Here is a 17,514-nt window from a genome sequence, read left to right as displayed (position 1 = left end):
GGCGCCGCCGTTCGCGCCCCGACCGGCCCCCGCCGCAGCAGCACCCGTCCCACCCCTTCCCCACGCCACTTCGGGAGCGTTCTCACCATGACCGCCGTACGAACCGAGTCCAGCGCCCAGCCGGCCTCCGACGCCTCCTTCCCGCCCGGCTTCGTCTGGGGGGCCGCCACCGCCGCCTACCAGGTGGAGGGTGCCGCGGCCGAGGACGGCCGCACCCCGTCGATCTGGGACACCTTCAGCCACACCCCCGGGAAGGTCCGCAACGGCGACACCGGTGACATCGCCGCCGACCACTACCACCGGTACGGCGACGACGTGGCGCTGATGAAGGACCTGGGGCTGCAGGCCTACCGGTTCTCCGTCTCCTGGTCGCGGGTGCAGCCGACCGGCCGGGGGCCCGCCGTGGAGCGCGGCCTCGACTTCTACCGGCGGCTCACCGACCGGCTCCTGGAGGCGGGCATCACCCCCGTCGCCACCCTCTACCACTGGGACCTGCCGCAGGAGCTGGAGGACGCGGGCGGCTGGCCGCACCGCGACACCGCGCACCGGTTCGCCGACTACGCCGAGATCATGGCCCGCGCCCTGGGCGACCGCGTCGGGGTGTGGACCACCCTGAACGAGCCCTGGTGCAGCGCCTTCCTCGGCTACGGCTCCGGCGTGCACGCCCCCGGCCGTACCGACCCGGCGGCCACCCTGCGCGCCGCCCACCACCTGAACCTGGCGCACGGCAAGGCGGTCGGGGTGCTCCGGGAGCACCTGCCCTCCACCGCGCAGCTCTCCCTCACCCTCAACCTGCACCAGGTGCGCCCCCTCGGCGACAGCCCGGCGGACGCCGAGGCCGCCCGCCGGATCGACGCGGTCGGCAACCGGATCTTCACCGGCCCGGTCCTGGACGGCGCCTACCCCGAGGACCTGCTCGCCGACACCGCGCAGATCGTGGACTGGGCGGAGCTGGTGCACGACGGCGACCTGGCGGAGATCTCCCGCCCGATCGACCTGCTCGGCGTCAACTACTACTCCCCGACGGTGGTCTCGGCGGCGGCCGACGGCGACGCCGGCACCCGCGACGACGGCCACGGCGCGAGCGACCACTCGCCGTGGACGGGCGCCGCGGACGTCGCCTTCCACCTGGCCAACGACCAGCTCACCGCGATGAACTGGGCCATCGACGCGAGCGGCCTGCACACCCTGCTCACCGGCCTGGCGGCCTCCCACCCGGGCCTTCCGCTGATGGTCACCGAGAACGGCGCGGCCTTCGACGACTACGTCTCCCCCGAGGGACTGGTCAACGACCCGCAGCGGATCGCCTACGTGCACGCGCACCTGGACGCCGTGCGCCGGGCGGTCGCCGACGGCGCCGACGTGCGTGGCTACTTCCTGTGGTCCCTGCTGGACAACTTCGAGTGGTCCTACGGCTACTCGAAGCGGTTCGGAGCCGTCTACGTCGACTACTCCACCCAGCGCCGCATCCCCAAGGCCAGCGCACACTGGTACGCGGACGTGATCCGCAGGAACGCGCTGCCGGGCGCCGGCGAGCGGGGCTGACCGGCACGGTTCCGGGGGACGACAGGGCCGGGAACGGCCGGATCACGGCTGTTACATTCCTGGCCTGAAGGCTGCGAACGGAAGGCGGCGACCATGACGGTGAAGGGCGAACGGGGGCGGGGCGCGCGGCGGCCGACCCTGGAGGAGGTCGCCGTCCGCGCCGGCGTGGGCCGCGGCACGGTGTCGCGGGTGATCAACGGCTCGCCACGGGTCAGCGACAGCACCCGGGCCGCCGTCGAGGCGGCCGTCGCGGAGCTCGGCTACGTGCCGAACACCGCCGCGCGCGCCCTCGCGGCCAACCGCACCGACGCGATCGCCCTGGTCGTCCCCGAGCCCGAGACCCGGTTCTTCGCGGAGCCGTACTTCTCCGACATGGTCAGCGGTGTCGGCGCCGAACTCGCGGACACCGAGATGCAGTTGCTGCTGATCTTCGCGGGCAGCGACCGCGAGCGGCGCCGGCTCGCCCAGTACCTGGCCGCGCACCGGGTGGACGGCGTGCTGCTGGTCTCGGTGCACGCCGACGACCCGCTGCCCGACATGCTGGCCCAGCTGGAGATCCCGGCCGTGATCAGCGGCCCGCGCTCGGCGCGGGAGACGCTGACCTCCGTCGACTCGGACAACTACGGCGGCGCGCGCTCGGCGGTGGAGCACCTGCTGTCACGGGGCCGCGGCAAGATCGCGCACATCACCGGCCGGCTGGATGTGTACGGCGCCCAGCGCCGCGTCGACGGCTACCGCGAGGCGCTCCGGGACGCCGGCCGTGAAGTGGACGAACTCCTCGTCGAGCCGGGGGACTTCACCGAGGAGGGCGGCCGCCGGGCGATGTCCGTGCTGCTGGAGCGGCACCCGGACCTGGACGCGGTCTTCGCCGGGTCGGACGTGATGGCGGCCGGCGCCCGCCAGGTGCTGCGCGGGGCGGGCCGCCGCATCCCGGACGACGTGGCGCTGGTCGGGTACGACGACTCGGCCATCGCCCGGCACATGGAGCCGCCGCTCACCAGTGTCCGCCAGCCCATAGAGGAGATGGGCCGGGCGATGATCGACCTGCTGCTGGCGGAGATCGCCGACCGCCGTCCCGCCGAGGCCCGGGTCCCCGAGCGCCGCCACGCGGTGCTCCCCACCGAACTGGTGATCCGCGCCTCGTCCTGACCTGGGTCATCGGGATCACCGGAACCGTCACGGCTGCCGGGGGTGCGTCGCGCCCCCGGCAGCGGCGTGTCCGCCGCCGGAACACGGGTTCGTGCCCCTGCGCGCTCGGGCGCCGGACGGGGCGGCCGTATGCCGTCGTTTAGCGGATGCGGGGATTATCCGCACGACTCTCCCGATGGAATCGCACCATCGGGTGATCCGATTTCCGGCCGTTCCGTGAAGTCCCCGGCGCGGCTCCGGCGCATTCACCGGCGCACCCCTCCCGCGTCGAATGCGCCCTGAGCTGCGGGTGTCATTGATCATTCATTCATTCCGCGAGGGGTAATCGCACACTGCGCGATTTCCTCGGACCCCGTCATCCGGGCCTCCGAAGGGGTCGACGGGATTTCCCGGTGGTGGATCGGGAGGTGATATACCTCTGAGCGATGGGGGTGCGGGGATCGGGGGATTCACGTATGCGCGGTCGTATTCGCCGGCGGAACGGTCATGTTCGCACGTAGGCGGACCTGCGCAATTCCTATCGCTTTCTGATCCGTATTCGATCTGCAGTCATGCCGCGCCGCGTCCCACCGCGGTGCCGGGGGGAGTTCGTCATGCGTTCCATGCTGTTGAAAGCCGGTGTGTGCGGCAGCGCCGCCGCGCTCGCACTCGTCACGTCGCCCATAGCGGCGAGGGCGGCCACGCCGGACCCGAGGATCGACCTGAAGGTGCTCGTCGTCGACGACGGAGGTCCGGCCACCGGAGCCATCACCGCCGAACTGGACTCGGCGGGCACCCCGTACACCAGGGTCAACCTGGCCGACAGCGGGCGGCCGCAGATCAACGCCGCCTTCCTCAGCGACACCGTCAGCGGCAGGCCGAGGGCCAAGTACCAGGCCGTCGTGCTGCCGAACGACAACCCGTTCGGAACCGGCTCGGCCGAGATGGCGGCCCTCACGGCCTTCGAGCAGACCTTCGGCATCCGGCAGGCCGACGCCTACACCTACGCCAGACCCGAGGTCGGGCTCAACTACGCGCAGTCGCCCGGCTACATCGGCTCCCTCGACGGCATGACCGCCCAGGTGACCTCGGCCGGTAAGTCCGGACCCTTCGGCTACCTCGGAGGGAACGTTCCTTTCGAGGACAACGCGCCCGACGTGTCCGAGAGCTACGGCTATCTGGCCGTGCCGCTCGCCCAGCAGCAGGCCGGCGCCACGTTCACCAGCTACGTGGACGCCCCGATCCCGGGCAGCGCCGCGCGCGGATCGCTCGTCGGCGAGTACGCGCACGACGGGCGCCGGGAACTGGTCGTCAACTTCGTCTACAACCAGTACCAGCAGCAGTACCGGCTGCTGACCCGCGGCATCGTCGAGTGGCTGACCCAGGGCATCCACCTGGGCGCCGACCGCAACTACTTCGCGGTCCACGTCGACGACGTCTTCCTCGCCGACGACCGGTGGAACACCACGCTCAACTGCACGCCCGGAGACGTGGACTGCACCCCGGGCGGCGGCGCGACCCCCGACCCGATCCGGATGACGGCGGCGGACGCCCAGTACGCCAAGCAGTGGTCCGCCTCCCACGGCCTCACCCTGGACATGGTGTTCAACGGCGGCGGCAGCGAGGACTACAAGGCCGAACACGGCGGCGCCGACCCGACGGCGGCCCAGCTCATCGCCGACAAGAACGCCTACCGCTGGGTCAACCACACCTACCAGCACCCGTTCCTCGGCTGCGTCCAGGACGTCAGCGTGGTGCCGTGGAAGTGCGCCACCGACGCGAACGGCAAGACCAAGTGGGTCAGCCAGTCCGACATCACCTCGCAGATCACCCAGAACCGCACCTGGGCGAGCGGCAAGGGCCTCACCCTCGACAACACCGAACTGGTCACCGGCGAGCACTCCGGGATGAAGGTGCTCCCGCAGCAGCCCGACGACAACCCCAACCTGGCCCCGTCCCTGACCTCCACCGGCGTGAAGTGGCTGGCCAGCGACAACTCCCGGGACCCGCAGCAGCGTCAGATCGGCCCCGCCCTCACCGTGCCGCGCTTCCCGATGAACGTCTACTACAACGCGGGCCACGCGGCCGAGGAAGTGGACGAGTACAACTACATCTACACCAGCAAGGCTAACGGCGGCAGCGGCATCTGCGAGGGCTCCTCGACCACCACCTGCCTGAGCGCCCCGCTGGACACCCAGACCGGCTACACGTCGTACATCGTCCCGCTGGAGAGCCGTATCGCCCTCGGGCACGCCCTCTCCAACGACCCCCGGCCGGTGTACATGCACCAGTCGAACCTCGCCGAGGACCGCATCGCCTACCCGGTGCTCAACAAGATCCTGGGTGACTACAGCAGCCTCTACGCGGCCAACACGCCGCTGGTCAACCTGCGGCTGAAGGACATCGGGACCGAGCTGAAGAACCGGGCCGCCTGGTCCGCCGCGGTGAAGAACAACCAGGTCACCGCCTACCGGATCGGCAACACGGTCACCATCACCTCGCCGAGCGGCACCCAGGTGAGCGCGACCATGCCCGCCGGCACCACCCAGAGCCAGCTGCTCGGCGGCACCGCCTTCGGCACCGCCTACGCCGGGCAGCTGTCCGGCTGGACCGCGCCCGGCCTGCTGCAGGGCTCGGTCACCCTGCAACTGACCGCGCAGGGCACGCCCGCGGCTCCCACCGCGACCGCCACCGGCACCGCGAAGGCGGCCGCACCGGCGCCCGCGCTGAGGGTGCCCAGCGGTGTGGCCACCCCCGTCCCGGCAGGTCCGGGCGACACCGTCCGCCGCAAGCGCTGACCGTGATCAACGCGAACGACCTGCCCGACGGGCGCAGCCGTCCCCACGGACCCGAGGGGACACGGGGACACGAGGATGCGGGGACCGTGGCAGGGACCGATCGCACCGCGCCGGACGGCGGGTTCACCCCGCCGTCCGGCACGGCCAGGGCCATCACGGCCGTCCGCGCCGGCGCGACCCGCGTCACCATGCTCACCGAGGGCACCTACCCGCACAGCCACGGCGGCGTCAGCGTCTGGTGCGACCAGCTCGTCCAGGGCATACCCGACGTGGACTTCCAGATATTCGCGGTCACCGGTGACGGCCGCGAGTCCCTCACCTGGGAGACACCCGCGCACGTGAGCAAGGTGGTCTCCATCCCCACCTGGGGGCCGACACCGGCCGGCCGCGCACCGCGCGGCCGGCGGCTGCGGGACTTCCTCGACACCTTCGAGACGTTCCTGCTGGCCCTCCTCGACCCCGGCCCGGGCACCGGCACCCGGGCCGGCCCCAGCACCCGGGAGCGCTTCGCCGAGGGGCTGTACGGCCTCGCGGCACGGGCCCGGTACGGGGAACTGACGGCGGCGCTGCGCAGCGAGGCGGCGATCCGCACCCTGGCCGCCGTCTGGAACCGCCCGCACCTGCCCACGCACGCCGCCCGCCCGACCATGCACGACGTGGTCACCGCCACCGACCTGCTGGAACACGCTCTGCGCCCGCTGGGCGCCGTACCGCCACGGCACGGCATCACCCACGCCGTCAGCGGCGGACTGGCGGCCCTGCCCGGACTGCTGGCCCGGCACCTGCACGGCATCCCCCTGCTGCTCACCGAACACGGCGTCTACCTGCGCGAGCGCTACCTCGGTTACGGCGCGGGAGGCCACCCCTGGCCGGTGAAGGCGCTGCTCCTCGGCTTCTTCCGGCTGCTGGCGCAGGAGACCTACGCCCGCGCCGCGCTCGTCACACCGGGCAGCCACTACAACCGGCGCTGGGAGGAACGCGGCGGCACCCCACCGGACAAGATCCGCACCGTCTACAACGGCGTGGACCCCGGGGCCTTTCCGCCCGCCGGGCCGGAACCGGAGATCCCCACGCTGGCCTGGGCGGGACGGGTCGATCCCATCAAGGACCTGGAGACGCTGATCCGGGCCTTCGCCCTGGTCCGCCAAGGGATGCCCGAGGTGCGGCTGCGGCTGTTCGGCGGCACCCCCAAGGGCGGCGAGGCCTACCGGGAACGCTGCCAGGACCTCGCCCGTGAGCTGGGCATCGCCGAGGCGGTGGCCTTCGAGGGCCGGGTCGAGGACATCCGCGACGCCTACGCTGCGGGCACCGTCGTCATGCTCTCCAGCATCAGCGAGGGTTTTCCCTTCACCCTCATCGAGGCCATGTCGTGCGGCCGGGCCACCGTCTCCACCGACGTCGGCGGGGTCCGCGAGGCCGTGGGCGACGCCGGACTGGTCGTACCGCCGCGGGAACCGGAGGCGATGGCACGGGCCGCGCTGGAACTGCTGCGCGCGCCCGCCCGCCGGGCCCGGATGGGCGAGGCCGCCCGGCTGAGGGTGATCGACCAGTTCACCCTCCGGCACACCATCGACTCCTTCCGGGAGATCTACGGCGCGCTGGCGGCGGGCGAGGACCGGATCCACCCCGCCGAGGTCCCGGCCGCGCACGCCCGACGGGCCGGAGGTGAGCGGTGAACGGGCTCGACGACGACCGGACCCTGTTACTGCGGCTGCCGGCCCCGCCGGCCTGGGACGACGACCCGCTCGACGAACTGGCCGAACGCCTCGCCGAGGTGTGCGCGGCCGCCGTCCACCCGGACGAGATCGCCGCGGTGCTGGAGTCCGACGGCCTGACGCACGAACAGATCACCACCCGCTACGCGCGACGGGACCTGTTCGACATGGCGGAGGAGCTGTACGCCCGGGTGCCGCGCCGGTTCCCGGACCCCGTACCGGTGCCGGACCCGTGGCGGACCAGCCCGTGGCAGTGCCTGCTGCGCGGCATGCTGTTCGGCCTGCCGGGACTGGCCTACCTGCTGGGCGCGGGACTGCTGCCGGGCCGGGTCACCGGGCTCGCCGCCTCGGCCCTCGTCGCCTGGGCCTGGAACCAGGCACTGGCCCACCGCGCCTACGTACGGCTCGCCGCGGGAGGCCGGCGGGCGGCCGCGCGCTGCCTGCTGCTCGGGGCCCCGGCCGGGGTGACGGCGGCGGCGGCGACCGCGCTGGCCGTCTCGGGGCCGGGCGCCGTCCCGGCCTTCGCGGCGGGGGAGTCGCTCTACCTGGCGGCGGCCACGGTGCTGCTCGTGCTGGGACGCGAACAGCACCTGCTGATCGCGCTCGTGCCGACGGCGGCCGGGGCGGCCTGCCTGCCGCTGTGGCGCCCCGGCCCGCTGCCGGCCGCCGTGCTGCTGCTGGCCACCGTCGTGGCGGCGGTGCTGTCGGCGGTACGCGAGACCGTGCGGTCGCTGCGCACCGAGGGCTCCCCGGCACCGGGCACGGCCCGGCTCGGCGCGTCCGTCCCGTACGGACTGTTCGGCCTCGCCGGCGGGGCGCTGACGCTGATGGCCCCGGCGGCGGGCCGGCCGGCCGCGGTCGTGCTGACGCTCAGCATGGGCGTCGCCGAGTGGCTGCTCTACCGCTACCGGAGCCTGACGCTCACCGCCCTGCGGCACAGCAGGACCCCCCGGGGCTTCCGGCTCCGGGCGGTCGGCTCGCTCGGCCTGTGCCTCGCCGGGTACCTGGCGGTGCTCGCCGCTCCCGCGCTGGTCACCGGGGTGCCGTCACTGCCGCTGCTCGCGCTCGGCGCGGCGCTCTGGGTCGCCCTGCTGCTCCAGGCGGCCGGGATCGCCTGGCCGTCCGCCGTGATGTGCCTCGCCGCCGCCGCGGCGGAGGCCGCCCTGTCGGACGGCACCCACGCGGCCGGCCCGCTCAGCCCCGCCGCCGCCGAACTGGCGTCCTGCGGCTGCGCGACGGCGGTGCTGCTGGCGGTCGCGTGCACCCGGATGGGCCGGGCCACGGCCCACCGCTGAGCGCCCCCGGCGCCCCGGCGCCGCGACCCCCGGCGACCGGACCGACGCGGACCCGCCGTCAACGACCCCACCGTCAACACCCCACCGTCACCGACACCACCGTCACCGAACCCATCTTCACCGACGGCACGTTCACCGAACTCACCGTCACCAAAGGCACGTTCAGCAGATTCACCGTCATCGGACCCGGCGTCGCCGGACCCGGTTCCACCAGATACAGAGGAGACAGATCCGTGACCTCGTCCGCTCCCACGACCGTCGCAGTGACCGGCGCCGAGGGATTCATCGGCTCGCACCTGGTGGAGGCGCTCGTCGCCTCGGGCCACCGGGTGCGCGCCATGGCCCAGTACAACTCCTTCTCGTCGTACGGCTGGCTGGAGACCCTGCCGCAGGACGTGATGGACAGCGTGGAGGTCGTCCTCGGCGACGTGCGCGACGCCGGGTCCGTGCAGCACCTGCTCACCGGCACCGAGGCCGTCTACCACCTGGCCGCGCTGATCGCGATCCCGTACTCCTACCAGGCACCGCACAGCTACGTGGCCACCAACGTCACCGGCACCCTCAACGTGCTGGAGGCCGTGCGCCGGCTCGGCATCCCCAGGATGGTGCACACCTCCACCAGCGAGACGTACGGCACCGCGCAGACCGTCCCCATCACCGAGGACCACCCGATCAACACCCAGTCCCCGTACTCCGCCTCCAAGGCGGGCGGCGACCGGCTGGCCGACGGCTACTACGCCAGCTTCGGCATCCCGGTGGTCACCCTGCGGCCGTTCAACACCTTCGGGCCGCGCCAGTCCATGCGGGCGGTGATCCCGACCGTCATCGGGCAGGTGGCCGCCGGAGAACGGACCATCGCCCTGGGCGACCTGCGGCCCACCCGGGACTTCCTGTTCGTCAAGGACACCGCCCAGGCGTTCCTCGCGGTGGGCACCGCGCCCGCCGAGGCGGTCGTCGGCAGGACGTTCAACGCCGGTACGGGCGGCGAGATCTCGGTCGGCGACCTGGTGACGCTGGTCGGCAAGCTCATGGGGGCCGACCTGGAGGTCCGCGAGGACGCGCAGCGCATCCGGCCCGCCGCGTCCGAGGTGATGCGACTGGTCTGCGACGCCTCCCGGCTGCGCGCCGCGACCGGCTGGGCACCGGCCCACAGCCTCCAGGAGGGGCTGGAGCAGACCATCGCGTTCTTCTCCGACCCCGCGAACCTGGCCCGCTACAAGACCGCCATCTACAACGTCTGACCACTCGTCCCGGTCGCCGGCCGCCGCCGTCGACCACCGACCGACCCACCACGGAGTCCGCCATGCACGCAGTCATTCTGGCCGGAGGCAAGGGTGTCCGGCTGCGCCCCTACACCACCGCCCTGCCCAAGCCGCTCGTCCCCATCGGCGACCAGCACGCGATCCTGGAGATCGTGATGCGGCAGCTCGCCAACTCCGGATTCACCAGCTGCACCATCGCCATCGGCCACCTCGGCCACATCATCCGCGCCTACGTCGGCGACGGCTCCCAGTGGGGCATGCGCGTCGACTACTCGACCGAGGACAGCCCGCTGGGCACCATGGGCCCGCTGCTGACCATGCTCGACCGGCTGCCGGAGCACTTCCTGGTCATGAACGGCGACATCCTCACCGACCTGGACTTCCGCGCCGTCCTGCGCGGCCACCAGGCCGGCGGGGCGCCGCTGACCATCGCCACCTACTGCCGCAAGGTCAGGATCGACTTCGGCGTTCTCACCACCGACAGCGCGCAGGTCGTCGCCTTCACCGAGAAGCCGACCCTGGACTACCGGGTGTCCATGGGCGTCTACGGGCTCTCCCGGTCCACCCTGGACGACTACACCCCCGGCCTGCCGCTCGGCTTCGACGAACTGGTCCTCGACCTGCTCCGCGACGGCACCCCGCCGGCCGCCCACGAGTTCGACGGCTACTGGCTGGACATCGGCCGCCCGGACGACTACGACCGGGCCAACGCCGAGTTCACCACCCACCGCGACCTGCTGCTGAAGGGGGCGTGACCTGATGCGCGTCCTCGTCCTCGGCTCCAGCGGATTCCTGGGCCGGCACATCACGGAGCACCTGCGCGCGCTGTCCGGCGTCCGGGTGCTGCGCGCCGGCCGCTCCCCGGCCGCCGACCTGCGGGTCGACCTCGCCACCGCCACCGTTGCCGAGCTCGCCGCCGACCTGCGCGCGCTGGCCCCGGACGCCGTCGTCAACTGCGCGGGCGCCGTCGCAGGCGGCCCGCTGCTGCTGGCGGAGACCAACGCCCGCGGCCCCGCCGTCCTGTGCGAGGCCCTGACCTCGGCCGGCCTCCCGGTCCGCCTGGTGCATCTCGGGTCCGCCGGTGAGTACGGGACCACCGCCGGGCAGTCGCTCGGCGAGGACTCCGCCACCTGCCCGCAGGGTGCCTACGGGGCCACCAAACTGGCGGGTTCGCTGACCGTCGCCGAGGCCGCGCTGGACGCCGTCGTCCTGCGGGTGTTCAACCCGCTCGGGCCGGGCTCGCCCGGCGCCAGCCTCCCCGGGCGGCTCGCCGACGAACTGCTGCGCACCGGTCCCGAGGGCACGGTCCGGGTCGGCGACCTGTCCGCCTACCGCGACTTCGTCGACGCACGGGACGTGGCCCGGGCCGCCGTCCTCGCCACCACCGCCCCCGGCCCGCTGCCCCGCATCCTCAACATCGCCGGCGGCAGCGCCACCCAGGTCCGCAAGGTCGCGGAAGGCCTGAGCCGGGTCAGTGGATTCCGCGGCCGGATCGACGAGAACGGGGCCGGATCGGAGCGCTCGTCGGCCGTCTCCTGGCAGCAGGCGGACATCACGGCCGCCGCCACGGCGCTGGGCTGGCACCCCGAGCGGCCCCTCGCCACCTCGCTCGCCGACCTGTGGGCCTCGCGCACCGGCACCCTCGCGACCCCGCACCCGGCATGACACACGGCAGGCTGCTGGTCCCGCTGTACGTCCACCCCGCCGTGGACCCGGCGGGGTGGCAGGCCCTGACGCGGGTCCCATCGCGGCTGTACGGCGTCGTCCTCAACGTCGCCGACGGCCCCGGCGTGGCCCGCGACCCGGCCTTCGCCGCGGCCGCCGGGGCGCTGCGCACGGCGGGCGTCCGCGTGCTCGGCTACCTCGACACCGCCTACGGCACCCGCCCGCGTCCGACGGTGCTCCACGAGCTGCGCCGCCACATCGGCTGGTACGGGACCGACGGCGTCTTCCTCGACCAGGCCGGCGCCGACGCCGGCCTGGTGCCCTACTACCGTGCGCTGGCCGACGCGGCCCGCGACGACGGCGCCGCCACCGTGGTGCTCAACCCGGGCGTCCATCCGGATCCCGGGTACGCCTCCGTCGCCGATCTGCTGGTCACCTTCGAAGGGGACTGGCACACCTATCTCACCTCCGGCGCGCCCTCCTGGACCGCGGCGCATCCGCCGGACCGCTTCTGCCACCTGATCCACGGCGTCCCCGACGGCCTGTGCGATCTCGCCGCCCGCACCGCGCGGAACCGCCGCGCCGGCGTCCACTGCGCGGTGCCGGGCACGGGCGCGAACCCCTGGGCCGCCCTGCCCCCCGCCGTGAGGAGGGGAACCACATGAGGTTCACGATCCGCCGGCCACTGCTGCCGACGGCCCTGTCCCTGCTGGTCACGGCGCTGCTGGCGGGGCTGCTCGCCGGGTGCGCCACCGTCCGGGACCGGGCCTCGGACCGGGCCTCGGACGGACGTCCGTCGGCGGGGCGCTGGCAGCCCCGCCCCGGCACGGCCTGGCAGTGGCAGCTCAGCGGCCGCGTCGACACCGGCGTGGACGTCCCCGTCTACGACATCGACGGCTTCACGAACGGCGCCGACGTCGTGAGCCGCCTGCACAGGAGCGGCCGCAAGGTCATCTGCTACATCAACGCCGGTGCCTGGGAGTCCTTCCGTCCCGACCGCGCGGCCTTCCCCGCCTCCGTCCTCGGCCGCTCCGACGGCTGGAGCGGCGAGCGCTGGCTCGACATCCGCCGCCGCGCGCTGCTCCGCCCGATCATGGCCGCCCGGTTCGACATGTGCCGGGCGAAGGGCTTCGACGCCGTCGAGCCCGACCTCGCGGACGGCTACAGCAACGACACCGGTTTCCCGCTGACCGCCGCCGACCAGCTCGCGTACAACCGCATGATCGCGGACCTGGCCCATGAACGGGGCATGGCGGTCGGCCTCAAGAACGACCTGGAACAGATTCCCGACCTGGTCGGCGACTACGATTTCGCGGTCAACGAGCAGTGCGCGGAGTATCACGAATGCCCGTCGCTGAGCCCCTTCGTCGCAGCGGGCAAGGCCGTCTTCCACGTGGAATACCACGTGCCCGAGCGCACGTTCTGCCCGATCGCCAAGCGCCTCGGCCTCGACTCGATGCGCAAGGGCCTCGCCCTGGGCCGCTGGCGCAGCCCCTGCTGAAACCCCGCCGGGCCACCGGAGCGCCTCCCGCGCCGAACTGTCGTGAGAGGCCCCGGAGTTGCACGAAAAGGCCCCTGGCCCGCGTCTCCGCGGGCCAGGGGCCTTTTCCACTGGGGTGAGTGACGGGACTCGAACCCGCGGCATCCTGGACCACAACCAGGTGCTCTACCAGCTGAGCTACACCCACCACGACCGGTGGTGATTCTTTCGTCTCTCCGACCGGCCGAGAAAAAGTGTACAGGGTCCGAAGGGGTGCTCGCGCACGGCTTTACGGGAGCGCCCCGCGCGGGGCTCCCGATCGCCTATTCCGCAGGCAGGACGTGCTTGGCCGCGATCGTCCGCGCGGTGTCCGAGTCCGGGCCGGGCTGCGGTACGAAGACGGCCTCGCGGTAGTAGCGCAGTTCGGCGATCGACTCGCGGATGTCGGCGAGGGCGCGGTGGTTGCCGTTCTTCTCCGGGCTGTTGAAGTACGCCCGCGGGTACCAGCGCCGGGCCAGCTCCTTGACGCTGGAGACGTCGACGATCCGGTAGTGGAGGTAGCCCTCCAGGTCCGGCATGTCCCGGGACAGGAAGCCGCGGTCGGTGCCGACGGAGTTGCCGCACAGCGGGGCCTTGCCGGGCTCCTTCACGTGCTCCCGGACGTAGGCCAGGACCTGCTCCTCGGCCTCGGCGAGCGTCGTGCCGCCGGCCAGCTCGTCGAGCAGGCCGGACGAGGTGTGCATCTGGCGCACCACCTCCGGCATCGTCTCCAGTGCCTTGGCCGGCGGACGGATGACGATGTCCACGCCCTCGCCGAGCACGTTCAGCTCGGAGTCGGTGACCAGTGCGGCCACCTCGATGAGCGCGTCGTCGGACAGCGAGAGGCCGGTCATCTCGCAGTCGATCCACACCATGCGATCGTTCATGTGTCTCACCTTACGGCGCGCCGCTGTGAGCTGAACCGACCGTGCGGTGACCTTGTGCGGGAGGTCGCGGCGCGGGCGCCGGGAACGGCGACCGCCCACCCGGCGGGGCCGGGTGGGCGGGGGCGTGGATCAGCTGCCGGTGCGCGGTCCGGGGAGGCTGGCCGACAGGCCGACCGCCGCGGTCCTGCGGGTCTGCATCGGCAGTACGCCCTCGGGGTACTGCACGGTCAGCGGGCCCGTCGGCGCCAGCGGTGCCGGTTCCGGAGTGTCGGCGCGCTCGGCCTGCGGACGCCTGGCCCGGTACGCGGCCCGGTACGCCGCCGGGGACGAGCCCAGCTGGCGGCGGAAGTGACCGCGCAGGGCGACGGGGGAGCGGAAGCCGCAGCGGCCCGCCACCTCGTCCACCGAGTAGTCGGACGTCTCCAGGAGGCGCTGCGCCTGGAGGACCCGCTGCGTGATCAGCCACTGGAGCGGGGCGCTGCCCGTCAGTGAGCGGAACCGGCGGTCGAAGGTCCGGCGGCTCATGTACGCGCGTGCCGCCAGCGTCTCCACGTCGAACTGCTCGTGGAGGTGCTCCAGCGCCCAGGCGACGACCTCGGCGAGCGGGTCGGCGCCGATCTCCTCTGGTAAAGACCTGTCGAGGTAGCGCTCCTGACCGCCCGAGCGGCGCGGCGGGACCACCAGGCGGCGGGCGAGCGCGCCGGCCGCCTCGTTGCCGTGGTCCGTCCGCACGATGTGGAGACAGAGGTCGATTCCGGCCGCCGTGCCGGCGGAGGTCAGGACGTCGCCGTCGTCCACGAAGAGTTCGCGCGGATCGACGTGGACCGACGGATAGCGCTTGGCCAGCGTCGGCGCGTACATCCAGTGGGTGGTGGCCGGCCGGCCGTCCAGCAGTCCGGCGGCGGCCAGGACGAACGCACCGGTGCACAGCCCGACGATGCGGGCACCTTCCTCATGGGCGCGGCGCAGCGCGTCCAGTGCCTCTTCGGGCGGTGGCGCGGTGATGGAGCGCCAGGCCGGTACGACGACCGTGCCGGCGCGTGAGATCGCCTCCAGGCCATGTGGCGCGGTGAGTTCCAGGCCCCCTGTGGTCCGCAGCGGGCCTTCCTCACCTCCGCACACCAGCAGTCGGTAGCGCGGTACGCCGGCGTCCTGGCGGTCTATCCCGAACACCGACAGCGGTATGGAACTCTCGAAGATGGGGCCGCCGCTGAACAGCAGCACCGCGACGATCTCCTTGCGGCGTCGCCCGGAGAGTTTCCGGGCCGCGGCTTCCGGCGCGGCAGTGGAGTCGTGGCTCATCCTGCTAAGCCCCCCTCGGTGGTCGCGGCTCCTCGGTTGTGTCGCTCCTGCACGTTTCCCCTCGGTCCTGCACGAGTCCCCCGCCGTAAGACGTCAAGATCGAATCTACTGGTTTCCGCGGTGTCGCGGTGACCAGTTCGACACGCCACAGATTGTCGACATGACAACTTGGCGTGAAGCATTCGATCACGAAGCGTTGCACTCACGGGCCGTGCAGGGAAGTGCGCCTCGTGGCAGTGGCCAAACCGCGTAGGGTGCGCGGGGTCCCCAGGACCCTTTCCGTGCAGGTGGAACGGGGGTTGGGGGGTGGTCGGGACCCCTCTTGCACAGGGGCGGGAAGTTGGCTGAAAAGAAGCGTTCCCGTGCGCGGAAACCGGTCAGTCGACCGGTGTACCGCTCCTAGTGTGACGTCCGCCTCCCCGGGCCGTCCGGCGGGGGGTCCGGCGGGGGGTCCGGTGCGGTGCCCGACGGGGCGCGCGGTGCGGGGTTCCCGGCCTTTCGCGCGGCGCCGTGCCGGGCCGGGCGAAGCGCTCCGAGCGGCGCAGCAGGTACCGGCAGGCGACGGTGACGGCGGTCAGGCCGACGGTGGTGCCCGCGGCGGCGGCCGGCGGGGTGCCGTACCAGAGGAGCACCACGGGGACGAGGACGCAGGAGAACGCGGCCCAGCGGACGACGTCGCCCGCGGCGTCCTCGGCGGAGTGCGGATCGGGTTCGGGGCGCGGTCCGGACATGCGGGTGACTCCCTGTTCTCCCTGGCGTGGCTCCCGCCGGCTCCCGGCGGTGCCGCCGCAGGGTTCAACGCGGGTTCGGGCGGTCGGTCACCGTGCGTACGCCCCGCTGCTGTCCGAATCCTGTGCAAACCGCCTGTACGGGGCAGCAACCATTGCGTTACGGGCGCGGCTCGTGCATGCTCCCTGGAACCCCGACCGACTTCTTGGGACGACCCCTACGGAGAGTGCGCGGGATCTGGGCCGAGGAGGCGTGCCGCCGTACCCTTGGGGGTATGGGGTTGGGAAGATGTTTCCCGGACACAGCTCCGCCGCACACTGTCGTCCCCTCCACAAAGGATCACAACGCCGAGACAGCCATGGCCGGTCACGAATTCTTCGATCCAGCGGACCGCAAGCGGCCGGTCGCCGACCCCACGGCGGCCGACGCGCTGGCGGAAAAGGCACGCCCTTCCTGCGATCCCGCCTTCCAGCACGGAGTGGTCGTCGGCTTCGACGGCTCCACCTCCAGTGAGCGGGCCCTCGCCTACGCCGTCGGGATGGCACACCGCTCCCGCGCGGGGCTGATCATCGTCCATGTCGCCAACCGACTGCCGACCACCGTGTGGGCCGGCTGCGAGCCACCCGTCTTCGTCGACGTGCCCGACCACCGCACCGAGGTGCTCGGTCTTGAACTCGCCTGCGCCGACTACCTGGCCGAGGTGCCCTGGATCCTCGTCGAGCGCGGCGGCGACATCTGCCACGAACTCGAAGAGGTGGGGCGGGAGTACGAGGCCGACGCGATCGTCGTGGGGTCGACCCACGGGATCGTCGGCCGGATCTTCGGCTCCGTCGCGGGCAGACTCGCCAAGCGGGCCAAGCGGCCCGTCGTTGTCATTCCGTAACTCCCCGTTCTCCCAGGTGAGATGCGCCGTGGGTAGAGCCCGGTCCCCTTCGTGCCGTGTGCAGGTTACTCGTGCGTAGAGGTGTTTGTGCCCTTGTGAAGGGCATATATCGGTCACCGCGCACAACTGCACACAGCATGAAGGGAGCCCGCCGTGGACAATGACGTTCCCGCGGGAAGCGGAACCACCACCGTGGCCGGCCGACTCGCCCTGGGGATCACCCTGTTGGCGTTCGGTATCGGCACCACCGGCGTGATCGACGACGTCACCACGTCCGACGCCGTGTCAGTCGCCCACTACGTGGGCGGAGTCGCCCTGTTCCTCGTCGGCCTGCTGGCCCTCCGTGACCGTGACACCGTCAACGGCACCGGCCATGTCGCCCTCGGAGCCCTCTGGTTCACCTGGGCCGTCTCGTCCGGCGGCAACGCCTCGGCCAACGCGGCCGGGCTCTTCCTGCTCCTCTTCGCCCTGGTGGCCCTGTCGTTGACCCTCGCGGGCGGCGACCAGCTCGGCCAGGGCACGCACGCACTGCTGTTCCTGTCGACGCTGCTCCTGGCTGTCGCGAACTTCGCCGACAGCTCCACGCTGGTCAAGGCGGGCGGCTGGGTCGCCGTGGCGGCGGGGGCGGTGGCCTGGTACGCCGCCACGGCCGCGCTCGCGCACTGGCCGACGGTCCTTCCGAGGCGGGCTGCCGGCCGGGGGGTGACGGCCACCGGCTGATACGGCAGCCGACGCCGGGGAGTTGGGCGTCCCCGGCGGTCCAATGAGCGGACCCCCCGTGGCGTG

At 72.6% G+C, this 17,514-nt stretch carries 15 protein-coding genes and 1 tRNA gene; 12 read left to right on the top strand and 4 right to left on the bottom strand.

Going from position 1 to position 17,514, the window contains the following annotated elements; genetic code table 11:
* The first annotated feature begins 87 nt into the window (after positions 1 to 87).
* From ACIRQ9_RS09960 to ACIRQ9_RS09915, 10 genes are all read left to right on the top strand, one after another.
* Positions 88 to 1,545 carry a GH1 family beta-glucosidase gene (locus ACIRQ9_RS09960; RefSeq protein WP_404169302.1) on the top strand — a complete coding sequence of 486 codons (1,458 nt, stop codon included), beginning with the start codon at positions 88 to 90 and terminating at the stop codon, positions 1,543 to 1,545.
* A gap of 93 nt (positions 1,546 to 1,638) precedes the next feature.
* Positions 1,639 to 2,694: a LacI family DNA-binding transcriptional regulator gene (locus ACIRQ9_RS09955; protein WP_404169299.1), complete on the top strand. Its 1,056-nt coding sequence runs from the start codon at positions 1,639 to 1,641 to the stop codon at positions 2,692 to 2,694.
* 593 nt (positions 2,695 to 3,287) lie between these two features.
* On the top strand, positions 3,288 to 5,471 hold the full coding sequence (locus tag ACIRQ9_RS09950) for a hypothetical protein (protein ID WP_404169296.1): 2,184 nt from the start codon (positions 3,288 to 3,290) through the stop codon (positions 5,469 to 5,471).
* 188 nt (positions 5,472 to 5,659) lie between these two features.
* Complete coding sequence (gene pelF / locus ACIRQ9_RS09945; RefSeq protein ID WP_404169884.1) at positions 5,660 to 7,147, top strand: GT4 family glycosyltransferase PelF; 1,488 nt, start codon at positions 5,660 to 5,662, stop codon at positions 7,145 to 7,147.
* Positions 7,144 to 8,481 (top strand): hypothetical protein, encoded by a 1,338-nt coding sequence (locus ACIRQ9_RS09940; protein ID WP_404169294.1) that lies wholly within the window; start codon positions 7,144 to 7,146, stop codon positions 8,479 to 8,481. Before pelF ends, ACIRQ9_RS09940 begins: the two co-directional genes overlap by 4 nt.
* 233 nt (positions 8,482 to 8,714) lie before the next feature.
* The gene (locus tag ACIRQ9_RS09935) at positions 8,715 to 9,722 is read left to right on the top strand and encodes an SDR family NAD(P)-dependent oxidoreductase (RefSeq protein ID WP_404169291.1); all 1,008 of its coding nucleotides are present in this window, start codon (positions 8,715 to 8,717) and stop codon (positions 9,720 to 9,722) included.
* Between the two features lie 62 nt (positions 9,723 to 9,784).
* Entirely contained in the window at positions 9,785 to 10,498 is a 714-nt protein-coding gene (locus tag ACIRQ9_RS09930; RefSeq protein ID WP_351937199.1) for a nucleotidyltransferase family protein, read from the top strand.
* Positions 10,499 to 10,502: 4 nt separating this feature from the next.
* Complete coding sequence (locus ACIRQ9_RS09925) at positions 10,503 to 11,408, top strand: NAD-dependent epimerase/dehydratase family protein (RefSeq protein WP_404169288.1); 906 nt, start codon at positions 10,503 to 10,505, stop codon at positions 11,406 to 11,408.
* Positions 11,405 to 12,073: a spherulation-specific family 4 protein gene (locus tag ACIRQ9_RS09920; RefSeq protein ID WP_404169285.1), complete on the top strand. Its 669-nt coding sequence runs from the start codon at positions 11,405 to 11,407 to the stop codon at positions 12,071 to 12,073. The genes ACIRQ9_RS09925 and ACIRQ9_RS09920 overlap by 4 nt, the downstream gene beginning before the upstream one ends.
* On the top strand, positions 12,070 to 12,909 hold the full coding sequence (locus ACIRQ9_RS09915) for an endo alpha-1,4 polygalactosaminidase (protein WP_404169282.1): 840 nt from the start codon (positions 12,070 to 12,072) through the stop codon (positions 12,907 to 12,909). The genes ACIRQ9_RS09920 and ACIRQ9_RS09915 overlap by 4 nt, the downstream gene beginning before the upstream one ends.
* A gap of 111 nt (positions 12,910 to 13,020) precedes the next feature.
* Here the strand turns inward: ACIRQ9_RS09915 and ACIRQ9_RS09910 are convergent.
* The 4 genes from ACIRQ9_RS09910 to ACIRQ9_RS09895 form a co-directional block, all read right to left on the bottom strand.
* Positions 13,021 to 13,096, bottom strand: a tRNA-His gene (locus ACIRQ9_RS09910).
* A 115-nt stretch (positions 13,097 to 13,211) separates the two neighbouring features.
* The gene (gene orn / locus ACIRQ9_RS09905; RefSeq protein WP_351323070.1) at positions 13,212 to 13,814 is read right to left on the bottom strand and encodes an oligoribonuclease; all 603 of its coding nucleotides are present in this window, start codon (positions 13,812 to 13,814) and stop codon (positions 13,212 to 13,214) included.
* A 129-nt stretch (positions 13,815 to 13,943) separates the two neighbouring features.
* Positions 13,944 to 15,116 (bottom strand): helix-turn-helix domain-containing protein, encoded by a 1,173-nt coding sequence (locus ACIRQ9_RS09900; protein WP_362646649.1) that lies wholly within the window; start codon positions 15,114 to 15,116, stop codon positions 13,944 to 13,946.
* A 377-nt stretch (positions 15,117 to 15,493) separates the two neighbouring features.
* Positions 15,494 to 15,847: a hypothetical protein gene (locus ACIRQ9_RS09895; RefSeq protein WP_404169277.1), complete on the bottom strand. Its 354-nt coding sequence runs from the start codon at positions 15,845 to 15,847 to the stop codon at positions 15,494 to 15,496.
* Positions 15,848 to 16,203: 356 nt separating this feature from the next.
* Here ACIRQ9_RS09895 and ACIRQ9_RS09890 point away from each other — a divergent pair, with 356 nt between their 5' ends.
* Positions 16,204 to 16,728 carry a universal stress protein gene (locus tag ACIRQ9_RS09890; protein WP_404169274.1) on the top strand — a complete coding sequence of 175 codons (525 nt, stop codon included), beginning with the start codon at positions 16,204 to 16,206 and terminating at the stop codon, positions 16,726 to 16,728.
* A 153-nt stretch (positions 16,729 to 16,881) separates the two neighbouring features.
* A complete protein-coding gene (locus tag ACIRQ9_RS09885; RefSeq protein ID WP_404169271.1) occupies positions 16,882 to 17,448 on the top strand; it encodes a GPR1/FUN34/YaaH family transporter in 567 nt (188 codons plus the stop codon).
* Positions 17,449 to 17,514 lie beyond the last annotated feature (66 nt).

Source organism: Streptomyces sp. NPDC101237 (genome assembly GCF_044767465.1).
GTDB lineage: Bacteria > Actinomycetota > Actinomycetes > Streptomycetales > Streptomycetaceae > Streptomyces > Streptomyces gramineus.
Note: the sequence above shows the minus strand (reverse complement) of the source record. Positions and strands in the feature narration are given on the sequence as shown.

Bases quoted from the DNA above. Each gene is read 5' to 3' on its own strand.
- ACIRQ9_RS09960 (WP_404169302.1), top strand. From the start codon at position 88: ATGACCGCCGTACGAACCGAGTCCAGCGCCCAGCCGGCCTCCGACGCC.
- ACIRQ9_RS09955 (WP_404169299.1), top strand. From the start codon at position 1,639: ATGACGGTGAAGGGCGAACGGGGGCGGGGCGCGCGGCGGCCGACCCTG.
- ACIRQ9_RS09950 (WP_404169296.1), top strand. From the start codon at position 3,288: ATGCGTTCCATGCTGTTGAAAGCCGGTGTGTGCGGCAGCGCCGCCGCG.
- pelF (WP_404169884.1), top strand. From the start codon at position 5,660: ATGCTCACCGAGGGCACCTACCCGCACAGCCACGGCGGCGTCAGCGTC.
- ACIRQ9_RS09930 (WP_351937199.1), top strand. From the start codon at position 9,785: ATGCACGCAGTCATTCTGGCCGGAGGCAAGGGTGTCCGGCTGCGCCCC.
- ACIRQ9_RS09925 (WP_404169288.1), top strand. From the start codon at position 10,503: ATGCGCGTCCTCGTCCTCGGCTCCAGCGGATTCCTGGGCCGGCACATC.
- ACIRQ9_RS09920 (WP_404169285.1), top strand. From the start codon at position 11,405: ATGACACACGGCAGGCTGCTGGTCCCGCTGTACGTCCACCCCGCCGTG.
- ACIRQ9_RS09915 (WP_404169282.1), top strand. From the start codon at position 12,070: ATGAGGTTCACGATCCGCCGGCCACTGCTGCCGACGGCCCTGTCCCTG.
- orn (WP_351323070.1), bottom strand. From the start codon at position 13,814: ATGAACGATCGCATGGTGTGGATCGACTGCGAGATGACCGGCCTCTCG.
- ACIRQ9_RS09900 (WP_362646649.1), bottom strand. From the start codon at position 15,116: ATGAGCCACGACTCCACTGCCGCGCCGGAAGCCGCGGCCCGGAAACTC.
- ACIRQ9_RS09895 (WP_404169277.1), bottom strand. From the start codon at position 15,847: ATGTCCGGACCGCGCCCCGAACCCGATCCGCACTCCGCCGAGGACGCC.
- ACIRQ9_RS09890 (WP_404169274.1), top strand. From the start codon at position 16,204: ATGGCCGGTCACGAATTCTTCGATCCAGCGGACCGCAAGCGGCCGGTC.